Genomic DNA, 16,371 nt, shown 5'->3' with positions numbered 1-16,371 from the left:
CCGGAAAACCGGGGCACCCCAATGCACTGACGCACTCACGCACTCACGCATTTTCTTCATGGCAGCGCGAACACGTAAAGGGTCCCGCCCCGCGTGGTGGCCTGCGGGAGGTCGCGCATGGCGCCCGCGAAGCCGAGCGCCACGGTGCTGTCCTCGGGGTTCGCCATCCCCGCCACGATGGCGCCCGGCCAGCCGCCCACGCCGGAGAGGATGGCGACGTACTGCTTGCCGTCCGGCGCGCGGTAGGTGATGGGCTGGCCGATGATCCCCGACTCGGTCTTGAACTGCCAGAGGAGGCGCCCATTCCGCGCGTCCACCGCCTTGAACCACCCCTCCATCGTCCCGTAGAACACCACGTCGCCCGCCGTCGCCAGGGCGCCGCTCCACACGGGGAAGCGCTCGCGGATCTTCCACATGGCGCGGCGCCGCACCGGGTCCCACGCCGTGAACTCGCCGCGGTGGCCGCCAGGGCCCGCCTTCATCACCACGTTCATCCCCACGTAGGGCGTGCCCGCGATGTAGTTGGCCTCCACCGACTCCACGTCCATGCACAGGTTGTTGTGCGGGATGTAGAGGAAGCCGGTGCGGGGCGAGAAGGCGGTCGGCTGCCAGTCCTTGGCGCCGGGCGCGCTGGGGCAGATGTCGCGCACCGGCTGGGCCATGTGCGGATACTTGGCCATGTTCGGGATGTAGGTCCCCGTCTTCACGTCCACCCCCTTCGACGAGGTGATGTGGACGAAGGGGTCAGCGGAGAGCACCTGGCCGGTGGCGCGGTCCAGCACGTACATGTAGCCGTTCCGCTCCGCGCGCACGATCACCTTGCGCACCCGCCCGCCGATGGGGAGGTCGAGCAGGACGTTCTCGTTGACGCCGTCGTAGTCGTGCACGTCGTGCGGGCTCCACTGGTAGAACCAGCGCGCCTGCCCGGTGTCCGGATCGCGTGCAAAGATTCCGGCCGTCCACTTGTTGTCGCCGGGGCGCTGCTCGGGATTCCAGGGGCCGGGGTTGCCCGTGCCGTAGAAGATCAGGTCCAGCTCGGGATCGTACGAGATCCACCCCCACACGGTGCCCCCGCCCACGCGCCAGGTGGTGGAGGGCCAGCTGCTCACGCCCAGGTCCTTGCCGCGGTCCTGCGGGTAGAACGGCTTGAAGTCGGGGCCGATCAGCACCTCGCTGTCCGGCCCCGTACTGTACGCCCGCCACGCAACCTTGCCGCTCTCCGCATCCAGCGCGGTGAGCCAGCCGCGCACCCCCATCTCGCCGCCGCTGTTCCCCACCAGCACTTTGTCCTTCACCACCAGCGGGGCCATGGTCATGGTCTCGCCGCGGTTGATGTCGCCCAGCCGCGTGCGCCACACCTCCTTCCCCGTCTCCGCGTCCACCGCGACGGTCTGGTTGTCCAGCGTGTTGAAGAAGACCTTGCCAGCCGAGTACGCGGCGCCGCGGTTCACCACGTCGCAGCACGCCACGCCGGCCGCGGCGCGCAGCAGCGGCGGCGCGTACGTCCACTTCAGCTCGCCGCCCCGCGCCAGGTCGAGCGCGAAGAGCTGGTTGGGGAAGGGAGTGATGATGTACATCGTGCTCCCCACCACCAGCGGCGCCGCCTCGTGGCCGCGGCGGATCCCCGTCGAGAACATCCACGCCGGCTGCAGCCTGGCGACGTTCTGCGTGGTGATCTGCGCGAGGCCGCTGAAGCGCGTGCTCTGGTAGTCCTTGGCCGGGATCGTCCACTGCCCGTCCTCGGCGTAGGCGGCGGGGGCGATCCCCAGCGCGCGCCGCGCGGCCAGCGCCGTGGAGACCGGCGCCTCCGCCGGCTCGCCGCGCGAGCAGCCGAGCGCCGCCACGAGCAGGACGCACGTGCGGAGCGGCCGGAGGGGCCAGGGGCGGCCCGCCGGGAACCTTCGCCTCAACACGCCTCCCACAGAGTGAGCCGCATGGAGCGTCCGGCCTGAAAGGATGCTGCAGCCCGGGGAGCCGGGCCGTGGGGTCGGTGCGAAAACTGGACGGACGCCGCGGAACGGATCCTCGCGGTGGCGCGTCCATTTTTCGCAGCATTCATGCCGCCAAGTGGCCTTTCTCTTGCGAGTCTGACACAAGGAAACACCAGTGTTTCACTGGGGTGCTACGCATGTTTCCGCCCAGCCTCCGGATGTCCATGCAGGGAGAGGAGATAGGCCGGAGGGAGTTCCTGCGCAGGGCCTCGCGGGGGTGCGCGGCTCTCGTCGCGGGCGGCGCCGTACCGGTTCAACCGGCGGTGCCGTTGCGCATCGGTCTCGTAGCAGCGGGACCCTCCGCCACCCGCGGTGTTACGCTTGGGGTGGAGGAAGCCGCGCGCACGGGGACGCTCTTCGGCCGCGCCATCGAGCTCGTCACCGGGACGGCGGAAAGCCTGGCGGGACGGCGCGGGCTGGCGGCGCTGGTGGGCGGCTCCGGCGAGGGGCCGGCACGCGCGGCGAGTGCGCTGGCTGAGCGCGCGGGCGTCCTCTTCATCAACGCCGGCTCCCCGGCGGACGCGCTGCGCGGGTGCGGGCGGAACACCTTTCACGTGGAGGCGAGCGCCGCCATGTACGCCGCGGCGGCCAGCGGTGGGCGCGCCGTCCTCTGGCACCCGTCGCTGGAGCGCTTCGGGGCCGCGCAGCTCAACGACCGCTTCCGCGCCCGCTTCGCCGCCGGGATGGACGGGCCCGCGTGGGCCGGGTGGATGGCGGTCAAGGTGCTCTGGGAGGCAGCGCTCCGCGCGCGCTCCACGCAGCCGGCGGCGCTGCGCGCGTACCTTGTGCGCGGCGACACCCGCTTCGACGGGCACAAGGGATGGCCGCTCTCCTTTCGCGCGTGGGACCGCCAGCTCCGCCAGCCGCTCTACCGGTTGGACGCGGCGGGGAAGGTGGCGGGCGAGGTCCCCGCCCGCGGCGCGGGGGGCGGGGCATCGTCGGGCGAGCTGCTGGACCGGCTGGGCGCCGGTCCCTCCGCATCCACCTGCCGGGGAGGAACGCGATGACGAAGACGGCATGGGCGGCGGCGCTCCTCCTGGTGGCCGCGTGCGGCGACGAGGACCGCGCCCAGACGGAGTACACGCCCAGCAACGACAGGGCCTCCACCTCGTTGGAAGACAGCACCCTCGTCCCCACGCGCGTGGTCGCCATCCCGGACACGGCGGAGAAGCCGCCACCGCCGCAGGACACCCTCGCGCTCGCCCTGACGCGGCTGGGGCGCGGGCTGGTGCAGGGGAACGGCGAGGTGGCGGCGGTGGGGAAGTCCACCTCCATCTCGGTCGCGCTGGCTCGCGGCGCGCCGGGCGCCACCTACGAGGGCGCCGTCCGCCAGGGAGACTGCGCAAAGATGGGGAGCCACATCGCCTCGCTATTCCCCGTGAGCGCGGACTCGCTGGGGAACGGGCGCGCTTCCAGCGACGTCCCCGTTCCCATCGACAGCCTTACGAAGGGACGCCACGTGGTGGTGTACGGGCGCGGCGGGCGGCCAGAGGTGTGCGGCTCGGTATCGAAGCGCTCCGCCGCCCCTACGCTTCCCGCGCCGCTTCCCGAGCGCGAGAACACGGCCCCGCCGCCGCGCCGCGCGCCGCCGCCGGATTCGGCACGGTGAACGGACTAACTACGGCCTCACGCGGAGACGCGGAGACGCAGAGAGGACCTCGCGTGCTTTCCTCTGCGCCTCCGCGTCTCCGCGTGAGCCTATTACGATCTCGATGAAACGCTACGCTCTGCTCGCGGCGCTCCTGGCGTTTCCCGCATCCGCGCAGCGCCCGCTCCTCTTCGTGAGCAACGAGGGGTCGCGAAACGTCACCATGGTGGACGCCACCACGCGCAACGTGCTGGCGACGATCCCCGTGGGCGAGCGTCCGCGCGGCATCCAGGCCTCGCCAGACGGGCGGCGCGTGTACGTGGCGCTCAGCGACGACCGCCCCAACGTGCAGAGCGGGCGCGACGCCATCGCCGTCATCGACGTCGCCACGCGGCGGGTGGTCGCGCGGTACGCGGGCGGCACGGACCCCGAACAGTTCGCGGTGAGCCCCGACGGCTCGCGGCTGTACGTATCCAACGAGGACGCGGGCACCGCGAGCGCCACCAACCTGCGCACCGGCCGCACCATCGCCACGCTGGTAGTTGGTATCGAGCCGGAGGGGGTGGGGATGAGCCCCGAGGGGCGCTGGGTGTACGTGACGGCCGAGACGAGCAACACGGTCTCCGTCATCGACACGCGCACCAACCGGGTCGCCGCCTCCTTCCTGGTGGACGTGCGCCCCCGCGCCGTCGCCTTCTCGCGCGACGGGCGGCGCGCGTACGTCACCAACGAGATCAGCGGCACCCTCTCCATCATCGACGTCGCCCGCCACGAGGTGATCGGGACGGTGGAGATGGAACGCGGCGAGGGGAAACCGGTGGGCGTGGCGGTGTCGGCCGATGGATCGCGGGTGTACGTGGCCAACGGCGGCGCCAGCACGGTATCCGTGGTCGATCCCGGGGCGCAGCGGGTGGTGGCGCGCATCCGCGTGGGGCGGCGCCCGTGGGGGATCTCGCTGAGCGCGGACGGACGCTGGCTGTACACCGCCAACGGCCTTTCCAACGACGTCTCGATCGCGGATACTCGCACCCTGCGCGTGGTGGGGAGCATCCGCGTGGGGCAGCGTCCGTGGGGCGTCGCCGTCACCCGGTGATCAACTGCCTGGCTCACACAGAGACACCGAGACACAGAGGAAGAAGACAGGAGAAAGAGAGTGCGAGGAAGCCCTCTGTGGCTTTCTGTGCCTTCTGTGTCTCTGTGTGAAATCGCAGTTGCCGTCCGCGAATCAAGGAGATCCGATGCAGACACGCGAAGCCGGGGCCGAGCTCGACTCGCCCATACAGTCCGTCCCGGAAGCGGCATGGACGCCCCTGGTCACGGCGCTCCTCGTGCTGCTGCCGGGGCTGGTCGGTCTGGCGATCGGGCGGCCCACGCTCTTCCCCAGCCTCGGCCCGACGGCGCTCCTGCAGGCCCGCACGCCGGACCACCCATCGACGCGCTTCTACAACGTCGTGGTGGCGCACCTGCTCGGCCTGGGGTCTGCGTTCCTGATGGTGACGCTCTTCGGCATCGCGCACGCGAAGTCGGTCTTCGAGGTGGGGGAGCTTTCGTGGAGCCGCGTGGGGGCGGCGTCGCTGGCGGTGGGGCTCGCGGCACTGATGGAGACGCTCCTGCGCGCTCCGCACCCGCCCGCCGCCGCCACCACGCTGCTGGCGTCGCTCGGCGCGTTCCACCCCTCCGTGCGCGACACCGTCACATTCGTGATCGGCTTGCTGATCGTGGCCGTGGCCGGTGAGCTGTGCCGCCACCTCCGCCGCCGCGGTGTGGATTCCCTGCGCGCGCGGGACGGTGTCAGGGCGTAGCCGGCCTTGTAGCGGGCGCCCCGGCGACGTAAGCTGTGCCGCCGCGAAGCATCCGCATCCCCACCCCCACGGAACCGTCATGGATCCCAAGATCTTGGAGTCGGCGCGCTCCTGTTTTCCCGCAGCGTCCGGCGCGCTGACGCTCGGCGCGGTCGTGCACGACGGCGCGTGCCATCCGGAGCCGCTCGTCGGGCTCCCGATCTCGATGATCAACCGCCACGGCCTCATCGCCGGCGCCACCGGGACGGGTAAGACGAAGTCGCTCCAGCTCATCGCCGAGCAGCTCTCCGCCGCCGGCGTGCCGGTCTTCCTGTCTGACGTAAAGGGCGATCTCTCCGGCATCGGCGCGCCGGGCGAGGCCAGCGACCGCGTCGCCTCGCGTGCCGCGGATACGGGCTACGCGTGGAAGCCGCTCGCCGCGCCGGTCGAGTTCCTGAGCCTCACGGGAAAGCACGGCGCGCAGGTGCGGGCGACGGTTTCGTCGTTCGGTCCGGTGCTCCTTGCCAAGGTGCTGGGGCTGAACGCGACGCAGACGAGCGTGCTGAGCCTCGTCTTCAAGTACTGCGACGACAAGGGCCTGCTCCTTCTCGACTTCCCCGACCTGCGCGCCGTCCTGCAGTACCTCACCGGCGACGGCGCGGACGAGCTGGCGCAGTACGGCGGGATGTCGAAGGCCACGGTCGGCGTGCTGCTGCGCGAGATGATCGAGCTGGAGCAGCAGGGCGCGGAGGACTTCTTCGGCGAGCCGGAGTTCGACCTGGACGACCTGCTGGAGGTGGAGGCGGACGGGCGCGGACGCGTGAGCGTGCTGGAGCTGCAGGACGTGCAGGACCGGCCCGCGCTCTTCAGCACCTTCATGCTCTGGATGCTGGCGCGCCTCTACAACCAGCTCCCCGAGGTGGGCGACGTGGAGCGGCCGAAGCTGGTCTTCTTCCTGGACGAAGCGCACTTGCTCTTCGACAACGCCAGCGAGGCGCTGCTGAACCAAGTGGAGCAGGTGGTGCGGCTGATCCGCTCCAAGGGCGTCGGCGTGTTCTTCATCACGCAGAACCCGCGCGACGTGCCGGCCGAGGTGCTGGGGCAGCTCGGCCACCGCATCCAGCACGCCCTGCGCGCCTTCACGCCGGACGACGAGAAGGCGCTGCGCTCCGCCGCGCGCACCTTTCCCAAGACCACCTTCTACGACATCGAGGAGACGCTCACCACGCTCGGCATCGGTGAAGCGCTCGTGACCACTCTGTCCACTAATGGTGTCCCCACGCAGCCGTTCGCCACGCGCATGGTGCCCCCCGCCTCGCGCATGGGCCCGCTCACCGCCTCCGAGCTCGCGGACGTCAACGAGCGATCCGAGCAGGTGCGCCGCTACGCCACCGACATCGACCGCGAGAGCGCCCGCGAGATGCTCGCCGACCGCGCCGCGCCGGTTCGCGAGAAGGAGGAGGAGGACGAGGCCCCCGAGAAGCCTCGCGCCCGACGCGAGAAGGAGGCGCCGAGCGCCCTCGACAAGATCCTCAAGTCCCCGCTCACGCGCACCGTAGCGGGGGCCATCACGCGCGGCATCATGGGCGCGCTCCTCGGCGGAACCAGTCGCAGTCGCAGGCGCCGCTAAGAGCCTCACACAGAGACACAGAGGGTACAGCAAGAACCACAGAAGGGGTTCTCTGCGCCTTACAGTTCCCCTCCGTGTTCTCTGTGTGATGCTTTTACGCGGCGCCCGCCTTGCCGCCGACGTGGGCCCAAAGCGCCCGCTCCAGCAGCACCGGTGTCCACTCGCCGCCCATCTCGCGGGCCGCGGAACGGATCGCGTCCGCGTACTTCGCGTAGTAGCCCAGCGTCCACGCGACCGCGCCGAGGCCGGGAAGCTGTGCCGCCACCAGCTCGTCGAAGAAAGGGTAGATCTCCGGGGCCGCCGCGGAGGCCGCCGCCGATGCGGTCGCCGGGCCGACGCCCTTGAGCTTCGCCAGCTCGGAGACGGGCGCGGTGGGGTGTGGAATTCTGGCGAGAGCGGCGGTGCTCGTCTCCACCACAGCCGCGGGGTCGTTGCCGCGCACCAGCACCAGGTTGGGCGCGCGCCACACGCCCCGCGCCATCTTCCACTCCGTCAGCCGCACCAGCTCGGGGAGCGTGACGTGCGCCGGGCTCCGGGCGGCGATCAGCCCCGGCAGCTCGTCGCGGTACCAGCGGTCCAGCTCGGGCAGCCGCGCGACGCCCTGCCGCTCGACCACGGCGGTGTACTCGTCGAGCGCGCGGCGCAGCGTCTTCGCGTCGGGCAGCGGCACGGGATCAGTTGAAGTCCACGATGTCGAAGTACCAGAGGGCGACGAGCGCGGCGAGGATCAGGAGCAGCAGGAACGCCATCATCCACCCGCCCTTGCCGCCCCGCCGTCGCACGGGCGCGTGGTCGTGCGTGCCGGCCACGTGCGCGCCTCTCCCGTGATCGCGATGGTCGGCCGCGAGGACCGGGTTGCTGATGCCGCAGTGCGGACAGACCGCGGCCTGCGTACTGACGTCTCCGCCGCATTCGCGGCAACGGACCACAGTCATTCACCACCTCCCGTCATCGGTAGGACCGCGCGAGCTACCCGGCGCCGGACGCGGCAAGAGGCGCGCCGGGGCCGCTTTGGGGCACCGCGAAGCCGCACGAGGGTACACAGCGCACGCCGCAATTAGAAACGCGGACCACACCACGCGCCTCGAAGCCGGCCCGCCGGAGTCGAGGCGCGTTCCCAAGTGAGATGAACACGATGTCGACAGACGCGCGCCCCATCGCGGAGCGCATCCGCGCCGCGGCGGAGCTGCTGGAAGAGGTGGTCGCCGACCGCGCCCTGCTGGCCGAAGTGAGCGAGGAAGAGCGCAACCGCTTCCTCCGTGCCACCGGCCTCATCGCCCGCCCCGACGCCAACGACCGGCGCCGCCTGCAGAAGGCCACGCGCCGCGAGCGCCGCGCCGAGCGTGCCCAGCGCGCCGAAGAGGTGCTGTCGCAGCGCGGCATCCGCAAGCTGCGCCAGGAGCCGGTCTTCGTCACGCCGATGTTCGCGCCGGCGGGCTTCGACCAGCCGTACCTGCTCACCGAGAAGTCGCAGGTGCCGACGCCGGACGTGCACAACTGCTACATCTGCAAGCGCGACTACACGGAGCTGCACCACTTCTACGACCAGCTCTGCCCGCCCTGCGCCGAGCTCAACTTCGCCAAGCGCGGCGAGACGGCGGACCTCACGGGCCGCGTCGCGCTGCTCACTGGCGGGCGCGTCAAGATCGGCTACCAGGCGGGGATCAAGCTGCTGCGCGCGGGCGCGCACCTGATCGTCACCACCCGCTTTCCGCGCGACTCCGCCGCCCGATACGCGCAGGAGCCTGACTTCGCGGATTGGGGACACCGCCTGGAGATCTTTGGCCTGGACCTGCGCCACACGCCCAGCGTCGAGGCGTTCTGCCGCGAGCTCCTGGCGACCCACGAGCGGCTGGACTTCATCGTCAACAACGCCTGCCAGACCGTACGCCGCCCGCCCGAGTTCTACCGGCACATGATGGAAGGCGAGACCGCGCGCCTGGACCAGGTGCCCGAGCACGTGCGGCGCCTCCTGGGTTCGTACGACGCGCCCGCGCTCGCCGCCGCCGCTCTCGTTCCCGCGCGCACCGACGACGCGGTGGCCGGCCTCGCGCGCGCCGCGGAGCTGTCGCAGCTCCCACTCCTCCCGGAGGAGTTCTCGGTGGACCAGGCGCTCTTCCCGGCCGGACGGCTCGACCAGGACCTGCAGCAGATCGACCTCCGCGACCGGAACTCGTGGCGGATGATGATGGACGAGGTTCCCGCGGTGGAGCTACTGGAGGTGCAGCTCGTCAACGCGGTGGCGCCCTTCATCCTCAACGCCCGCCTCAAGGCGCTGATGACGCGCACCCCGGAGCGCGACAAGCACATCGTCAACGTGTCGGCGATGGAGGGGCAGTTCTACCGCCGCTTCAAGACGGCGCGGCACCCGCACACCAACATGGCCAAGGCGGCGCTCAACATGATGACGCGCACCTCCGCCATCGACTACTACGCGAGCGGCATCCACATGAACAGCGTGGACACCGGCTGGGTGACCGACGAGGACCCGGCGGAGCTCGCCGCGCGCAAGACGGCCGAGCACGGCTTCCACCCCCCGCTCGACATCGTGGACGGCGCCGCGCGCATCGTGGACCCCATCATCAGCGGCATCAACACCGGCCACCACGTCTGGGGCGCCTTCCTCAAGGACTACAAGCCGACGGATTGGTAGGCGGGGGGCGGATCAGGGCTCCGGGTCCGCCATCAGGGCTCGGAAGCCCGCCTGCTGAAAGTGCCGGTCGCCCGTGGCGGCATCCGCCAAACCATGGTCACCCATTACGACGAAGGAGATGCAGTCAGTAAGCCCCCATCCCTTGTCCGCTCGGCTCTCATACAGTTCCAGGCCCCGCGAAAGGAGCAGGGTATCGACTGGAACCACTACCATGTTCGCCTCCACGTAACAACGTCGAATGAACGCCGCCGCGAGGCGTCGAACTCGTCGCGTGCCGCTAAGCGCGTTTCCTACCTCGGTGAACACCGCTTCGGTGATGACCACCTCCGACGCGCGCTTCACCTCTGGAAACAGTGACCGAGCACGCCGGTGGTGGGAGTCCCGGGGGTCGAGGAGCGCCTGCACGTAGAAGGTGTCCAGGAACAGTCGAGCACCGCGTGCCGGAGAGATCATGCCGTAGAAGACCGCTTGGGCGTCCCGTACAGATAGTGATCATGCTCACTCGCCCAATCCGCAGGCATATCCACTGTTCCGGCGGCGTGTTCGAGTAGGTCCCACACTCCGCCTTCCGGGAAGTCCACCTCCTCGTCGTCATGCTGCTCGCGTTCGCGTTCCGCGCGCATGTGGTGAAGCGTGCCCACGATCTCCTCGAGGGTTGCATCCGCTGGAAGCTCCTCGATCATCCGCATCGCCAGCTCTTTCGTAGTCATTACCTCCCCCTCTGAGTGGCCGGCCCGTCTAACCCGCCGGCTGATTCCGGTTGGCTGCAACTAGAATACCCCGGGTTCGGCGGAACGGTTGCGGCATGCGAAGGCGGGACCGCACCATCGAGCCGGGGAATGTTCCTGGTGACAAACCGCCGGGCGTTCGCTAATATTGTTCGAATGTGTTAAGCGGATCCGCCCGCCCTCGGCCGATTTTGTATGTCGATGCTGAACCCGCCCACCCGGCCTTACATGCGCGGAACGACTCCGCGCACGATCTCGCATCCGGTCCGCGAACTCTGCCGCGAGCTCTCGCCGGCCGCGCACCCGCAGTATCTCCAGGTGACCCCGGAGCAGGGTGCGCAGGCGGACGACAGCTTCGGGATCGTGGAGCGGCACGTGGAGCGGCACGGCGGCTCGGTTCGCTATGGGTGGCGGATCTGGGAGTGGCCCGGCGTGATGATCGAGGCCGAATTCCACGCGGTCTGGGAAGACGCCGCGCAGCAGCTGCACGACCTCACCCCGGCGCTGAACCCTGTCGACACGATCCTTTTCCTGCCGGACCCGGCCCGCGCACCCAACGGCAAACCGCTGAACAACGTGCGGCGCGCGCTCTCGCCCCGGCCCGAAATCCAGAAGTACATCCAGGCCGCCGACGCCGAGTTCGAGCTGATGAACCGTGGATCGCGCGCGGAGCAGTACGGCGAGATCACCCTGAGCGGCGACGAAGCGCAGGAGCTCATCGCCATCCAGCGAGCGAAGATGCTCGCCTACAGGGCCCTCGTCGCCTCGACTTCTTAGTCGCGGGTAAGGGTCACGTGCAGCGTGTCGCGCGGCATCTGCATCTCGCCGACCATCGTCCTGGCGTCCATGATGGCGCCGTGGTACTTCACGGGGGCGCCAAGCAGCTCCCACTGGAGCGTCACCTCGTTCTCGCCGCGATGGCCGGTGAGGACAAAAGCGGTGGACTCGGTGCCGTGGCGGGCGGTGCCGCGTCCGTCCACCTTTCCGGCGGCGTGCTCCTGGAGTGTGAGGCGCCAGGCGACGTGCCCGGAATCCTGCGGCTCGCCGATGGCGGCGGACTCGGCGGTCCAGGTGCCGGTGACGTTGCCCTGCGCCACCTCGCGCGGAGAGCGGGGCGGGTGGCAGGCGGCCAGCACCAGCACCGCGGCCAGGATGGCGACGCGAGCCCGCTTCGGCGGGCTCGTGCTGTTTGCGGCGGGGGCCGGTGGCGTCATGCCGAATCCGGGGGGCGGTGAAGGTGAAGGCACGGGCAGCCACGTGGGGCGGCCCCTACGGAGTTTCGGTGCACAGGGTGGCGGTCGAGGCGCGCAAAGGGTGGGCGCGATGAATCGCGCCCCTACGAGGCCTGCGTACCACGCCGATTCCGGCGATGCGGCCCCGGTGATTCCTTCCCGCGAAGCGGCCCCCGTGCCCGCCTCGCGCGCCGATCCCGTCCACCGGAGCCTGCGAAGGCAGGCTTCCCGCGGTTGTTGCCGCGGTTTCAACCGCCGGACTGCGGGGCTCCCCCCTCACGACAGCCCGTCGCACGCGCTAAGAAACAGGTTCGGCAGCCACTGGCCCAGGATGTGGAGCGCGAGCAGGGCGTTGAGCGCGATGCCGGAGAGCGCCATGAAGCTGCCGCGCCCCACCGGCCCGCCCACCGACGTGTCCAGGCTCCCCCCCATCCGCTTCCAGCTCCCCCACGAGACCCACGCGCCGCTCAGCGCCAGCGCGATCATCGCGAACGAGGCGAGGTGGTTCATCCACTCCGCGCGGTGCCAGCAGGCGTAGGGGACCAGCGCGTAGTTCACCACGAGCTGCAGCTTCCACGCGACGACGCCGATCAGAACGCCGTACCACAGCCGCCCCTGGCCGCCGGTCTGCAGGAAGCGCTCTTCGACGGGCGAGTCCGTCATCCCGAGATCCTGGGCGACCAGTAGATGGTGAGGTAGAGCGGGATCCAGATGATCACCACGAAGTGCCAGTACAGCCCGTTCACCTTGATCCCCTGCATGCGCGACTGCGTCCAGTGGCCCTTGCGGGCGAGCGCGATCACCACGGCCGTCTTCAGCACCACCGAAAGGACGTGCGACGAGTGGAAGGCGATCATCGTCCACACGATGGAGCCGTACGCATGGCTGTCCCAGAAGTACTCCACCTGGCTGTACTCGATGATCTTCAGCACCAGGAAGACGACGCCCAGCGTGAGCGAGAGCGCCAGGCCGAGTGTCATCCCGCGCAGGTTGTTGCGCTCGGTGATGGAGACGTCCGCGTAGTGCACCGCGAAGCTGCTCCCGATCAGGATGATGGTGTTGATGGTGGGGAGCGCGAGCTTGGGGAGCGGGTCCCCGGCCGGCGGCCAGTGCGGGTTGAGAAACTTGAGGTAGAAGTAGGTGGCGATCAGGGCGGTGAAGACCACCACCTCGATCAGGATCAGCCCCGCCATCCCCCACCAGAGCCCCCCGCGCGGCCCCTGCACCAGCGCGGGATACTCGGACACGTCCAGCACCACGCGCTCGCTCATTGGCGTTCCTCCTCGCGCTCGCGCTCCTGCTCGGCCAGCCGGTGCTCGCGGCCGCTCTCCTCCTCCATGCGGTGCGGCAGGTGGTGCGGCCGGTTCCAGGCGCTGATCGCGATGAAGAAGAGCGCCCCCCCGATCGGCACCCAGTGCAGCCCGAAGAGCACCCCCACCACCGGCACCGACGCCGCGAGCGCCGCGAAGAAGGGGACCAGGGTGGGCCCCGGAAGGATGGCGCGGTGGTCCGGCCGCGCGTCCAGGATGCTGGTGGAGAGCGCCTCCCGCTGGTCGTCGCGCAGGCCGACGACGAGCGGCTGCTCGTTCCAGTCCGCGTCCCACAGCGGCGCGCGGCTGCGCACGGTGGGGATGAAGCGGAAGTTGTAGCGCTGGGGCGGCGACGAGGTGGCCCACTCCAGCGACTCGGCGCGCCAGGGATCGTTCCCCGCCGGCGATCCGCGCCGCGCGGAGACCAGCAGGTTCACCACCGTCACCCCCACGCCGGTCGCGATGGTGAAGGCGCCGACGGTGGAGAGGAGGTTGAGCTGCGTCCACCCCATCTCCGGCAGGTAGGTGTAGACGCGGCGCGGCATCCCCATGAAGCCCAGGTGGTGCTGCGGCCAGAACGCCGCGTGCACCCCCAGGAACATCATCCAGAAGCTCACCTTTCCCAGCGGCTCGCTCATCATGCGCCCCGTCACCTTGGGGAACCAGTAGTAGATCCCCGCGAAGAGCGGAAAGACGACGCCGCCCAGCAGCACGTAGTGGAAGTGCGCCACCACGAAGTACGTGTCGTGCACCTGCAGGTCGAAGGGGACCGCTCCCAATTGCACCCCCGTGATCCCGCCGATCAGAAAGATCAGCAGGAAGCCGAGGACGTAGTGCAGCGCCACCGTGAAGCGCGGCCGGCTCCCCCACAGCGTGGCCGTCCAGCAGAAGAACTGCACGGCGGTGGGGATGGTGACGAGCATGCTGGCCGCGGTGAACATGCTCGTCCCCAGCCGCGGCAGGCCGGTGGCGTACATGTGGTGCACCCACAGCCCAAAGCTCAGCACCCCCGTCGCCACCAGCGAGAGCACCACGGCCGTGTAGCCGAAGACGGGGCGGCGGCACATGGTGGCGATCACCATCGACACCATCCCCAGCCCCGGCACGAACATGATGTAGACCTCGGGATGCCCGAAGTACCAGAACATGTGCTGCCAGAGGAGCGGGTCGCCCATCCCCGCGGGGTCGAAGAAGTGGGCGCCCACCATGCGGTCCATCCCCAAAAAGATGGTGGTGGTCATGAGCGTCGGCATGGCGAAGACGATCATGAACCCCATCACCAGGATCGACCATACGAACACCGGCATGCGGTTGAGCGACATCCCCGGCGCGCGCTGCTTGAGGATGGTGACGATGAGCCCCACCGCCCCCACCAGCGCCGCCACCTCCAGCAGGACCACCACCACCACCCAAACGTCGATGCCGATGCTGAGCTCGTGCTCGCGGCGGGAGAGCGGCGGATAGTTGAACCACCCGCTGTTGGGAGCCACCCCCAGGATAAAGGCCGTGTACAGCGTGATGGCGCCGATCAGGTAGATCCAGTAGCCGAACGCGTTGAGCCGCGGCAGCGCCATGTCGCGCGTGCCGATCATCAGCGGCACCAGGTAGATCCCCACGCCGATCATGATGGGCACGGCGAAGAGGAACATCATGGTGGCGCCGTGCATCGTGAAGACCTGCCGGTAGATCTCGGGCCCCAGCGCGTCGTTCTCCGGAACGGCGAGCTGCGTGCGGATGGCGAGCGCCTCCAGCCCGGCCAGCAGGAATAGCGCGAACCCCGTGGCGATGTAGCGCCGCCCGATGCGCCGGTGGTTCACCTCGGTCAGCCAGCCGTACAGGCCCGGCGGCGAGCTCCACACCTCGTCGAGCTGCGCGGTGTCGTCCGCGAGCTTGCCGGTGCCGAGGGCGGGATCGAGTGTGGACAAGGCGGGCTCCGCGTTACTTGAGGCTGTGGAGATAGCTGACGAGCGCGCGCAGCTCCTCGCCCTTGAGGGGCACGGGGGGCATCCGGTTGCCCGGCTTGATGGCCTGCGGGTCCGCGATCCACCCGCCCAGGTGCCCCTTCGTGTTGGGAAGCGTCCCCGCCGCGACGGTGCGGCGGCTGCCGAAGTGCGACAGGTCGGGCGCCACCGTCCCCTTGGCCAGCGTGCCGCGGATGGAGTGGCAGGTGCCGCAGCCGTTGGTCATGAATACCTCCTCCCCGCGCGCCGCCTCTGGGTCCGAGGGCGGGGCGTGGGGGCGAAGCTGCGATTCCCACCACGCGTCGAACTCCCTGGGCGGGTGCGCGACCACGAGCATCGCCATCTTGGCGTGCTGCACTCCGCAGAACTCGGCGCACTGGCCGCGGTAGGTGCCGGGGTCGTCCACCTGCACCACCAGGTCGTTGGTGCGCCCCGGCACCAGGTCCTGCTTCCCGTTCAGGTTGGGCACCCAGAAGGAGTGTATGACGTCGCGCGACTTCAGCAGCAGCCTCACCGGCCTCCCGGCGGGGACGTGGATCTCGTTGGCGGTAATGAACTCGCGGTGCGGGTGCTCGGGGTCCAGGTAGCGCACCTGCCACCAGAACTGCTCGCCCACCACCTCGATGGTCAGCGGTTTCTCGCCCGGCCCGCGCCCCAGGCGCGAGATCATGCGGTCCGTGTACGCGCTGAACACCAGCAGCGCCAGCAGGATGACGGTGGGGATCACGACGCCGCCCCAGATCACCAGCCGGTTTCCGTGTTTGTCCGGCAGCTCGGTGTCTTCGCCGCGCAGGTGTCGGCGGTGGGCGCGGAAGAGGCCCCAGAACAGGATCGCCGCGAACGCCACGAACACCGCCACCGCCAGCGCGAAGCTGAACCAGAACCACGCCGCGATGCGCGCCGCCTGCGGCCCCGCGGGGGCGAGCACGTCCTGCACGCCGGTGCCCGTGCACCCGGCGAGCGCGCACGCGGCCAGCGAGGGCGCGAGCCGGATGGAGGGAGAGCGCATCGCCATCACTCCTTCAGCGTGTACAGGTACGCGGCGATGTGGCGCGCGTCCTGATCGGTCACGCCCAGATCGGGCATCGCCGTTCCGGGCTTGATCCCCTGCGGGTGGATGATCCAGCTCACCAGCTCGTGCGGCGTGTTGGGCACCCGCCCCGCGATGAACCTCCGCCCGCTCCACGCCGCGAGCGGCGGAGCCGTCAGCCCCCGCGCCCCACGCACGCCGGGGATCACGTGGCAGCTCCCGCAGCCGTACGCGCGGATCGCGGCCGGCCCCTCCTTTGGCTTCCCCCCCGGCACCGTGTGCCGCTCGCCCAGACGCGGGTCCAGGTCACGCAGGCAGCCGCCCAGCAGCCCCGTGCAGGCGAGCGCGAGCGTGGCGGCCCGGATCGCGGCGGTCATCGTGCGCCGCACGGCCGGCACCCCAAACACCGGGGGATGAATCCCCCGGCTGGAACCACGGGAAGTCCGCTGAAGCGGACTCGTGCGCGC

At 70.0% G+C, this 16,371-nt stretch carries 18 protein-coding genes; 7 read left to right on the top strand and 11 right to left on the bottom strand.

Annotated elements, in window-relative coordinates; all coding sequences use genetic code 11:
• Nucleotides 1-56 precede the first annotated feature (56 nt).
• Nucleotides 57-1,910 carry a methanol/ethanol family PQQ-dependent dehydrogenase gene (locus VF584_15370; GenBank protein ID HEX8211551.1) on the bottom strand — a complete coding sequence of 618 codons (1,854 nt, stop codon included), beginning with the start codon at nucleotides 1,908-1,910 and terminating at the stop codon, nucleotides 57-59.
• Nucleotides 1,911-2,149: 239 nt separating this feature from the next.
• Here VF584_15370 and VF584_15365 point away from each other — a divergent pair, with 239 nt between their 5' ends.
• The 5 genes from VF584_15365 (at nucleotide 2,150) to VF584_15345 (ending at nucleotide 6,990) form a co-directional block, all read left to right on the top strand.
• A complete protein-coding gene (locus VF584_15365; protein ID HEX8211550.1) occupies nucleotides 2,150-2,998 on the top strand; it encodes a hypothetical protein in 849 nt (282 codons plus the stop codon).
• Nucleotides 2,995-3,600 carry a hypothetical protein gene (locus VF584_15360; protein HEX8211549.1) on the top strand — a complete coding sequence of 202 codons (606 nt, stop codon included), beginning with the start codon at nucleotides 2,995-2,997 and terminating at the stop codon, nucleotides 3,598-3,600. Before VF584_15365 ends, VF584_15360 begins: the two co-directional genes overlap by 4 nt.
• A gap of 103 nt (nucleotides 3,601-3,703) precedes the next feature.
• Nucleotides 3,704-4,672, top strand: a complete 969-nt coding sequence (locus tag VF584_15355) for a PQQ-dependent catabolism-associated beta-propeller protein (protein ID HEX8211548.1) — start codon at nucleotides 3,704-3,706, stop codon at nucleotides 4,670-4,672.
• 145 nt (nucleotides 4,673-4,817) lie between these two features.
• Nucleotides 4,818-5,381: an HPP family protein gene (locus VF584_15350; GenBank protein HEX8211547.1), complete on the top strand. Its 564-nt coding sequence runs from the start codon at nucleotides 4,818-4,820 to the stop codon at nucleotides 5,379-5,381.
• A 79-nt stretch (nucleotides 5,382-5,460) separates the two neighbouring features.
• Nucleotides 5,461-6,990, top strand: coding sequence for a helicase HerA-like domain-containing protein (locus VF584_15345; protein HEX8211546.1), 1,530 nt, complete (start codon nucleotides 5,461-5,463; stop codon nucleotides 6,988-6,990).
• 94 nt (nucleotides 6,991-7,084) lie between these two features.
• Here VF584_15345 and VF584_15340 read toward each other — a convergent pair whose 3' ends face one another.
• Entirely contained in the window at nucleotides 7,085-7,660 is a 576-nt protein-coding gene (locus VF584_15340) for a hypothetical protein (GenBank protein ID HEX8211545.1), read from the bottom strand.
• Nucleotides 7,661-7,664: 4 nt separating this feature from the next.
• Nucleotides 7,665-7,925: a hypothetical protein gene (locus VF584_15335; protein ID HEX8211544.1), complete on the bottom strand. Its 261-nt coding sequence runs from the start codon at nucleotides 7,923-7,925 to the stop codon at nucleotides 7,665-7,667.
• Nucleotides 7,926-8,125: 200 nt separating this feature from the next.
• Between VF584_15335 and VF584_15330 the strand changes: the two genes are divergently transcribed.
• Nucleotides 8,126-9,643 carry an SDR family oxidoreductase gene (locus VF584_15330; protein ID HEX8211543.1) on the top strand — a complete coding sequence of 506 codons (1,518 nt, stop codon included), beginning with the start codon at nucleotides 8,126-8,128 and terminating at the stop codon, nucleotides 9,641-9,643.
• A gap of 12 nt (nucleotides 9,644-9,655) precedes the next feature.
• Here VF584_15330 and VF584_15325 read toward each other — a convergent pair whose 3' ends face one another.
• On the bottom strand, nucleotides 9,656-10,096 hold the full coding sequence (locus VF584_15325; GenBank protein ID HEX8211542.1) for a PIN domain-containing protein: 441 nt from the start codon (nucleotides 10,094-10,096) through the stop codon (nucleotides 9,656-9,658).
• Nucleotides 10,093-10,353: a hypothetical protein gene (locus VF584_15320; protein HEX8211541.1), complete on the bottom strand. Its 261-nt coding sequence runs from the start codon at nucleotides 10,351-10,353 to the stop codon at nucleotides 10,093-10,095. The genes VF584_15325 and VF584_15320 overlap by 4 nt, the downstream gene beginning before the upstream one ends.
• A 213-nt stretch (nucleotides 10,354-10,566) precedes the next feature.
• Between VF584_15320 and VF584_15315 the strand changes: the two genes are divergently transcribed.
• The gene (locus tag VF584_15315) at nucleotides 10,567-11,148 is read left to right on the top strand and encodes a hypothetical protein (GenBank protein ID HEX8211540.1); all 582 of its coding nucleotides are present in this window, start codon (nucleotides 10,567-10,569) and stop codon (nucleotides 11,146-11,148) included.
• Here VF584_15315 and VF584_15310 read toward each other — a convergent pair.
• The 6 genes from VF584_15310 to VF584_15285 form a co-directional block, all read right to left on the bottom strand.
• Entirely contained in the window at nucleotides 11,145-11,585 is a 441-nt protein-coding gene (locus tag VF584_15310; protein HEX8211539.1) for a hypothetical protein, read from the bottom strand. The two genes, VF584_15315 and VF584_15310, sit on opposite strands and share 4 nt — an antisense overlap.
• Before the next feature lie 294 nt (nucleotides 11,586-11,879).
• Entirely contained in the window at nucleotides 11,880-12,266 is a 387-nt protein-coding gene (locus tag VF584_15305) for a hypothetical protein (GenBank protein ID HEX8211538.1), read from the bottom strand.
• The gene (locus VF584_15300) at nucleotides 12,263-12,874 is read right to left on the bottom strand and encodes a cytochrome c oxidase subunit 3 (protein ID HEX8211537.1); all 612 of its coding nucleotides are present in this window, start codon (nucleotides 12,872-12,874) and stop codon (nucleotides 12,263-12,265) included. Before VF584_15300 ends, VF584_15305 begins: the two co-directional genes overlap by 4 nt.
• A complete protein-coding gene (gene ctaD, locus VF584_15295) occupies nucleotides 12,871-14,838 on the bottom strand; it encodes a cytochrome c oxidase subunit I (protein HEX8211536.1) in 1,968 nt (655 codons plus the stop codon). The genes VF584_15300 and ctaD overlap by 4 nt, the downstream gene beginning before the upstream one ends.
• Before the next feature lie 13 nt (nucleotides 14,839-14,851).
• On the bottom strand, nucleotides 14,852-15,889 hold the full coding sequence (gene coxB, locus VF584_15290; protein ID HEX8211535.1) for a cytochrome c oxidase subunit II: 1,038 nt from the start codon (nucleotides 15,887-15,889) through the stop codon (nucleotides 14,852-14,854).
• A complete protein-coding gene (locus tag VF584_15285; protein ID HEX8211534.1) occupies nucleotides 15,889-16,281 on the bottom strand; it encodes a c-type cytochrome in 393 nt (130 codons plus the stop codon). The genes coxB and VF584_15285 overlap by 1 nt, the downstream gene beginning before the upstream one ends.
• Nucleotides 16,282-16,371 lie beyond the last annotated feature (90 nt).

This window comes from Longimicrobium sp. (assembly GCA_036389135.1).
In the GTDB taxonomy this organism is placed as follows: domain Bacteria; phylum Gemmatimonadota; class Gemmatimonadetes; order Longimicrobiales; family Longimicrobiaceae; genus Longimicrobium.
This window is presented reverse-complemented; position numbering and strand designations above follow the sequence as displayed.

Excerpts from the sequence above, each read along its gene's own strand:
- VF584_15365 (HEX8211550.1), top strand. The coding sequence starts at position 2,150 with ATGTCCATGCAGGGAGAGGAGATAGGCCGGAGGGAGTTCCTGCGCAGG.
- VF584_15360 (HEX8211549.1), top strand. The coding sequence starts at position 2,995 with ATGACGAAGACGGCATGGGCGGCGGCGCTCCTCCTGGTGGCCGCGTGC.
- VF584_15355 (HEX8211548.1), top strand. The coding sequence starts at position 3,704 with ATGAAACGCTACGCTCTGCTCGCGGCGCTCCTGGCGTTTCCCGCATCC.
- VF584_15350 (HEX8211547.1), top strand. The coding sequence starts at position 4,818 with ATGCAGACACGCGAAGCCGGGGCCGAGCTCGACTCGCCCATACAGTCC.
- VF584_15345 (HEX8211546.1), top strand. The coding sequence starts at position 5,461 with ATGGATCCCAAGATCTTGGAGTCGGCGCGCTCCTGTTTTCCCGCAGCG.
- VF584_15335 (HEX8211544.1), bottom strand. The coding sequence starts at position 7,925 with ATGACTGTGGTCCGTTGCCGCGAATGCGGCGGAGACGTCAGTACGCAG.
- VF584_15330 (HEX8211543.1), top strand. The coding sequence starts at position 8,126 with ATGTCGACAGACGCGCGCCCCATCGCGGAGCGCATCCGCGCCGCGGCG.
- VF584_15325 (HEX8211542.1), bottom strand. The coding sequence starts at position 10,096 with ATGATCTCTCCGGCACGCGGTGCTCGACTGTTCCTGGACACCTTCTAC.
- VF584_15320 (HEX8211541.1), bottom strand. The coding sequence starts at position 10,353 with ATGACTACGAAAGAGCTGGCGATGCGGATGATCGAGGAGCTTCCAGCG.
- VF584_15315 (HEX8211540.1), top strand. The coding sequence starts at position 10,567 with ATGTCGATGCTGAACCCGCCCACCCGGCCTTACATGCGCGGAACGACT.
- VF584_15310 (HEX8211539.1), bottom strand. The coding sequence starts at position 11,585 with ATGACGCCACCGGCCCCCGCCGCAAACAGCACGAGCCCGCCGAAGCGG.
- VF584_15305 (HEX8211538.1), bottom strand. The coding sequence starts at position 12,266 with ATGACGGACTCGCCCGTCGAAGAGCGCTTCCTGCAGACCGGCGGCCAG.
- VF584_15300 (HEX8211537.1), bottom strand. The coding sequence starts at position 12,874 with ATGAGCGAGCGCGTGGTGCTGGACGTGTCCGAGTATCCCGCGCTGGTG.
- coxB (HEX8211535.1), bottom strand. The coding sequence starts at position 15,889 with ATGGCGATGCGCTCTCCCTCCATCCGGCTCGCGCCCTCGCTGGCCGCG.
- VF584_15285 (HEX8211534.1), bottom strand. The coding sequence starts at position 16,281 with ATGACCGCCGCGATCCGGGCCGCCACGCTCGCGCTCGCCTGCACGGGG.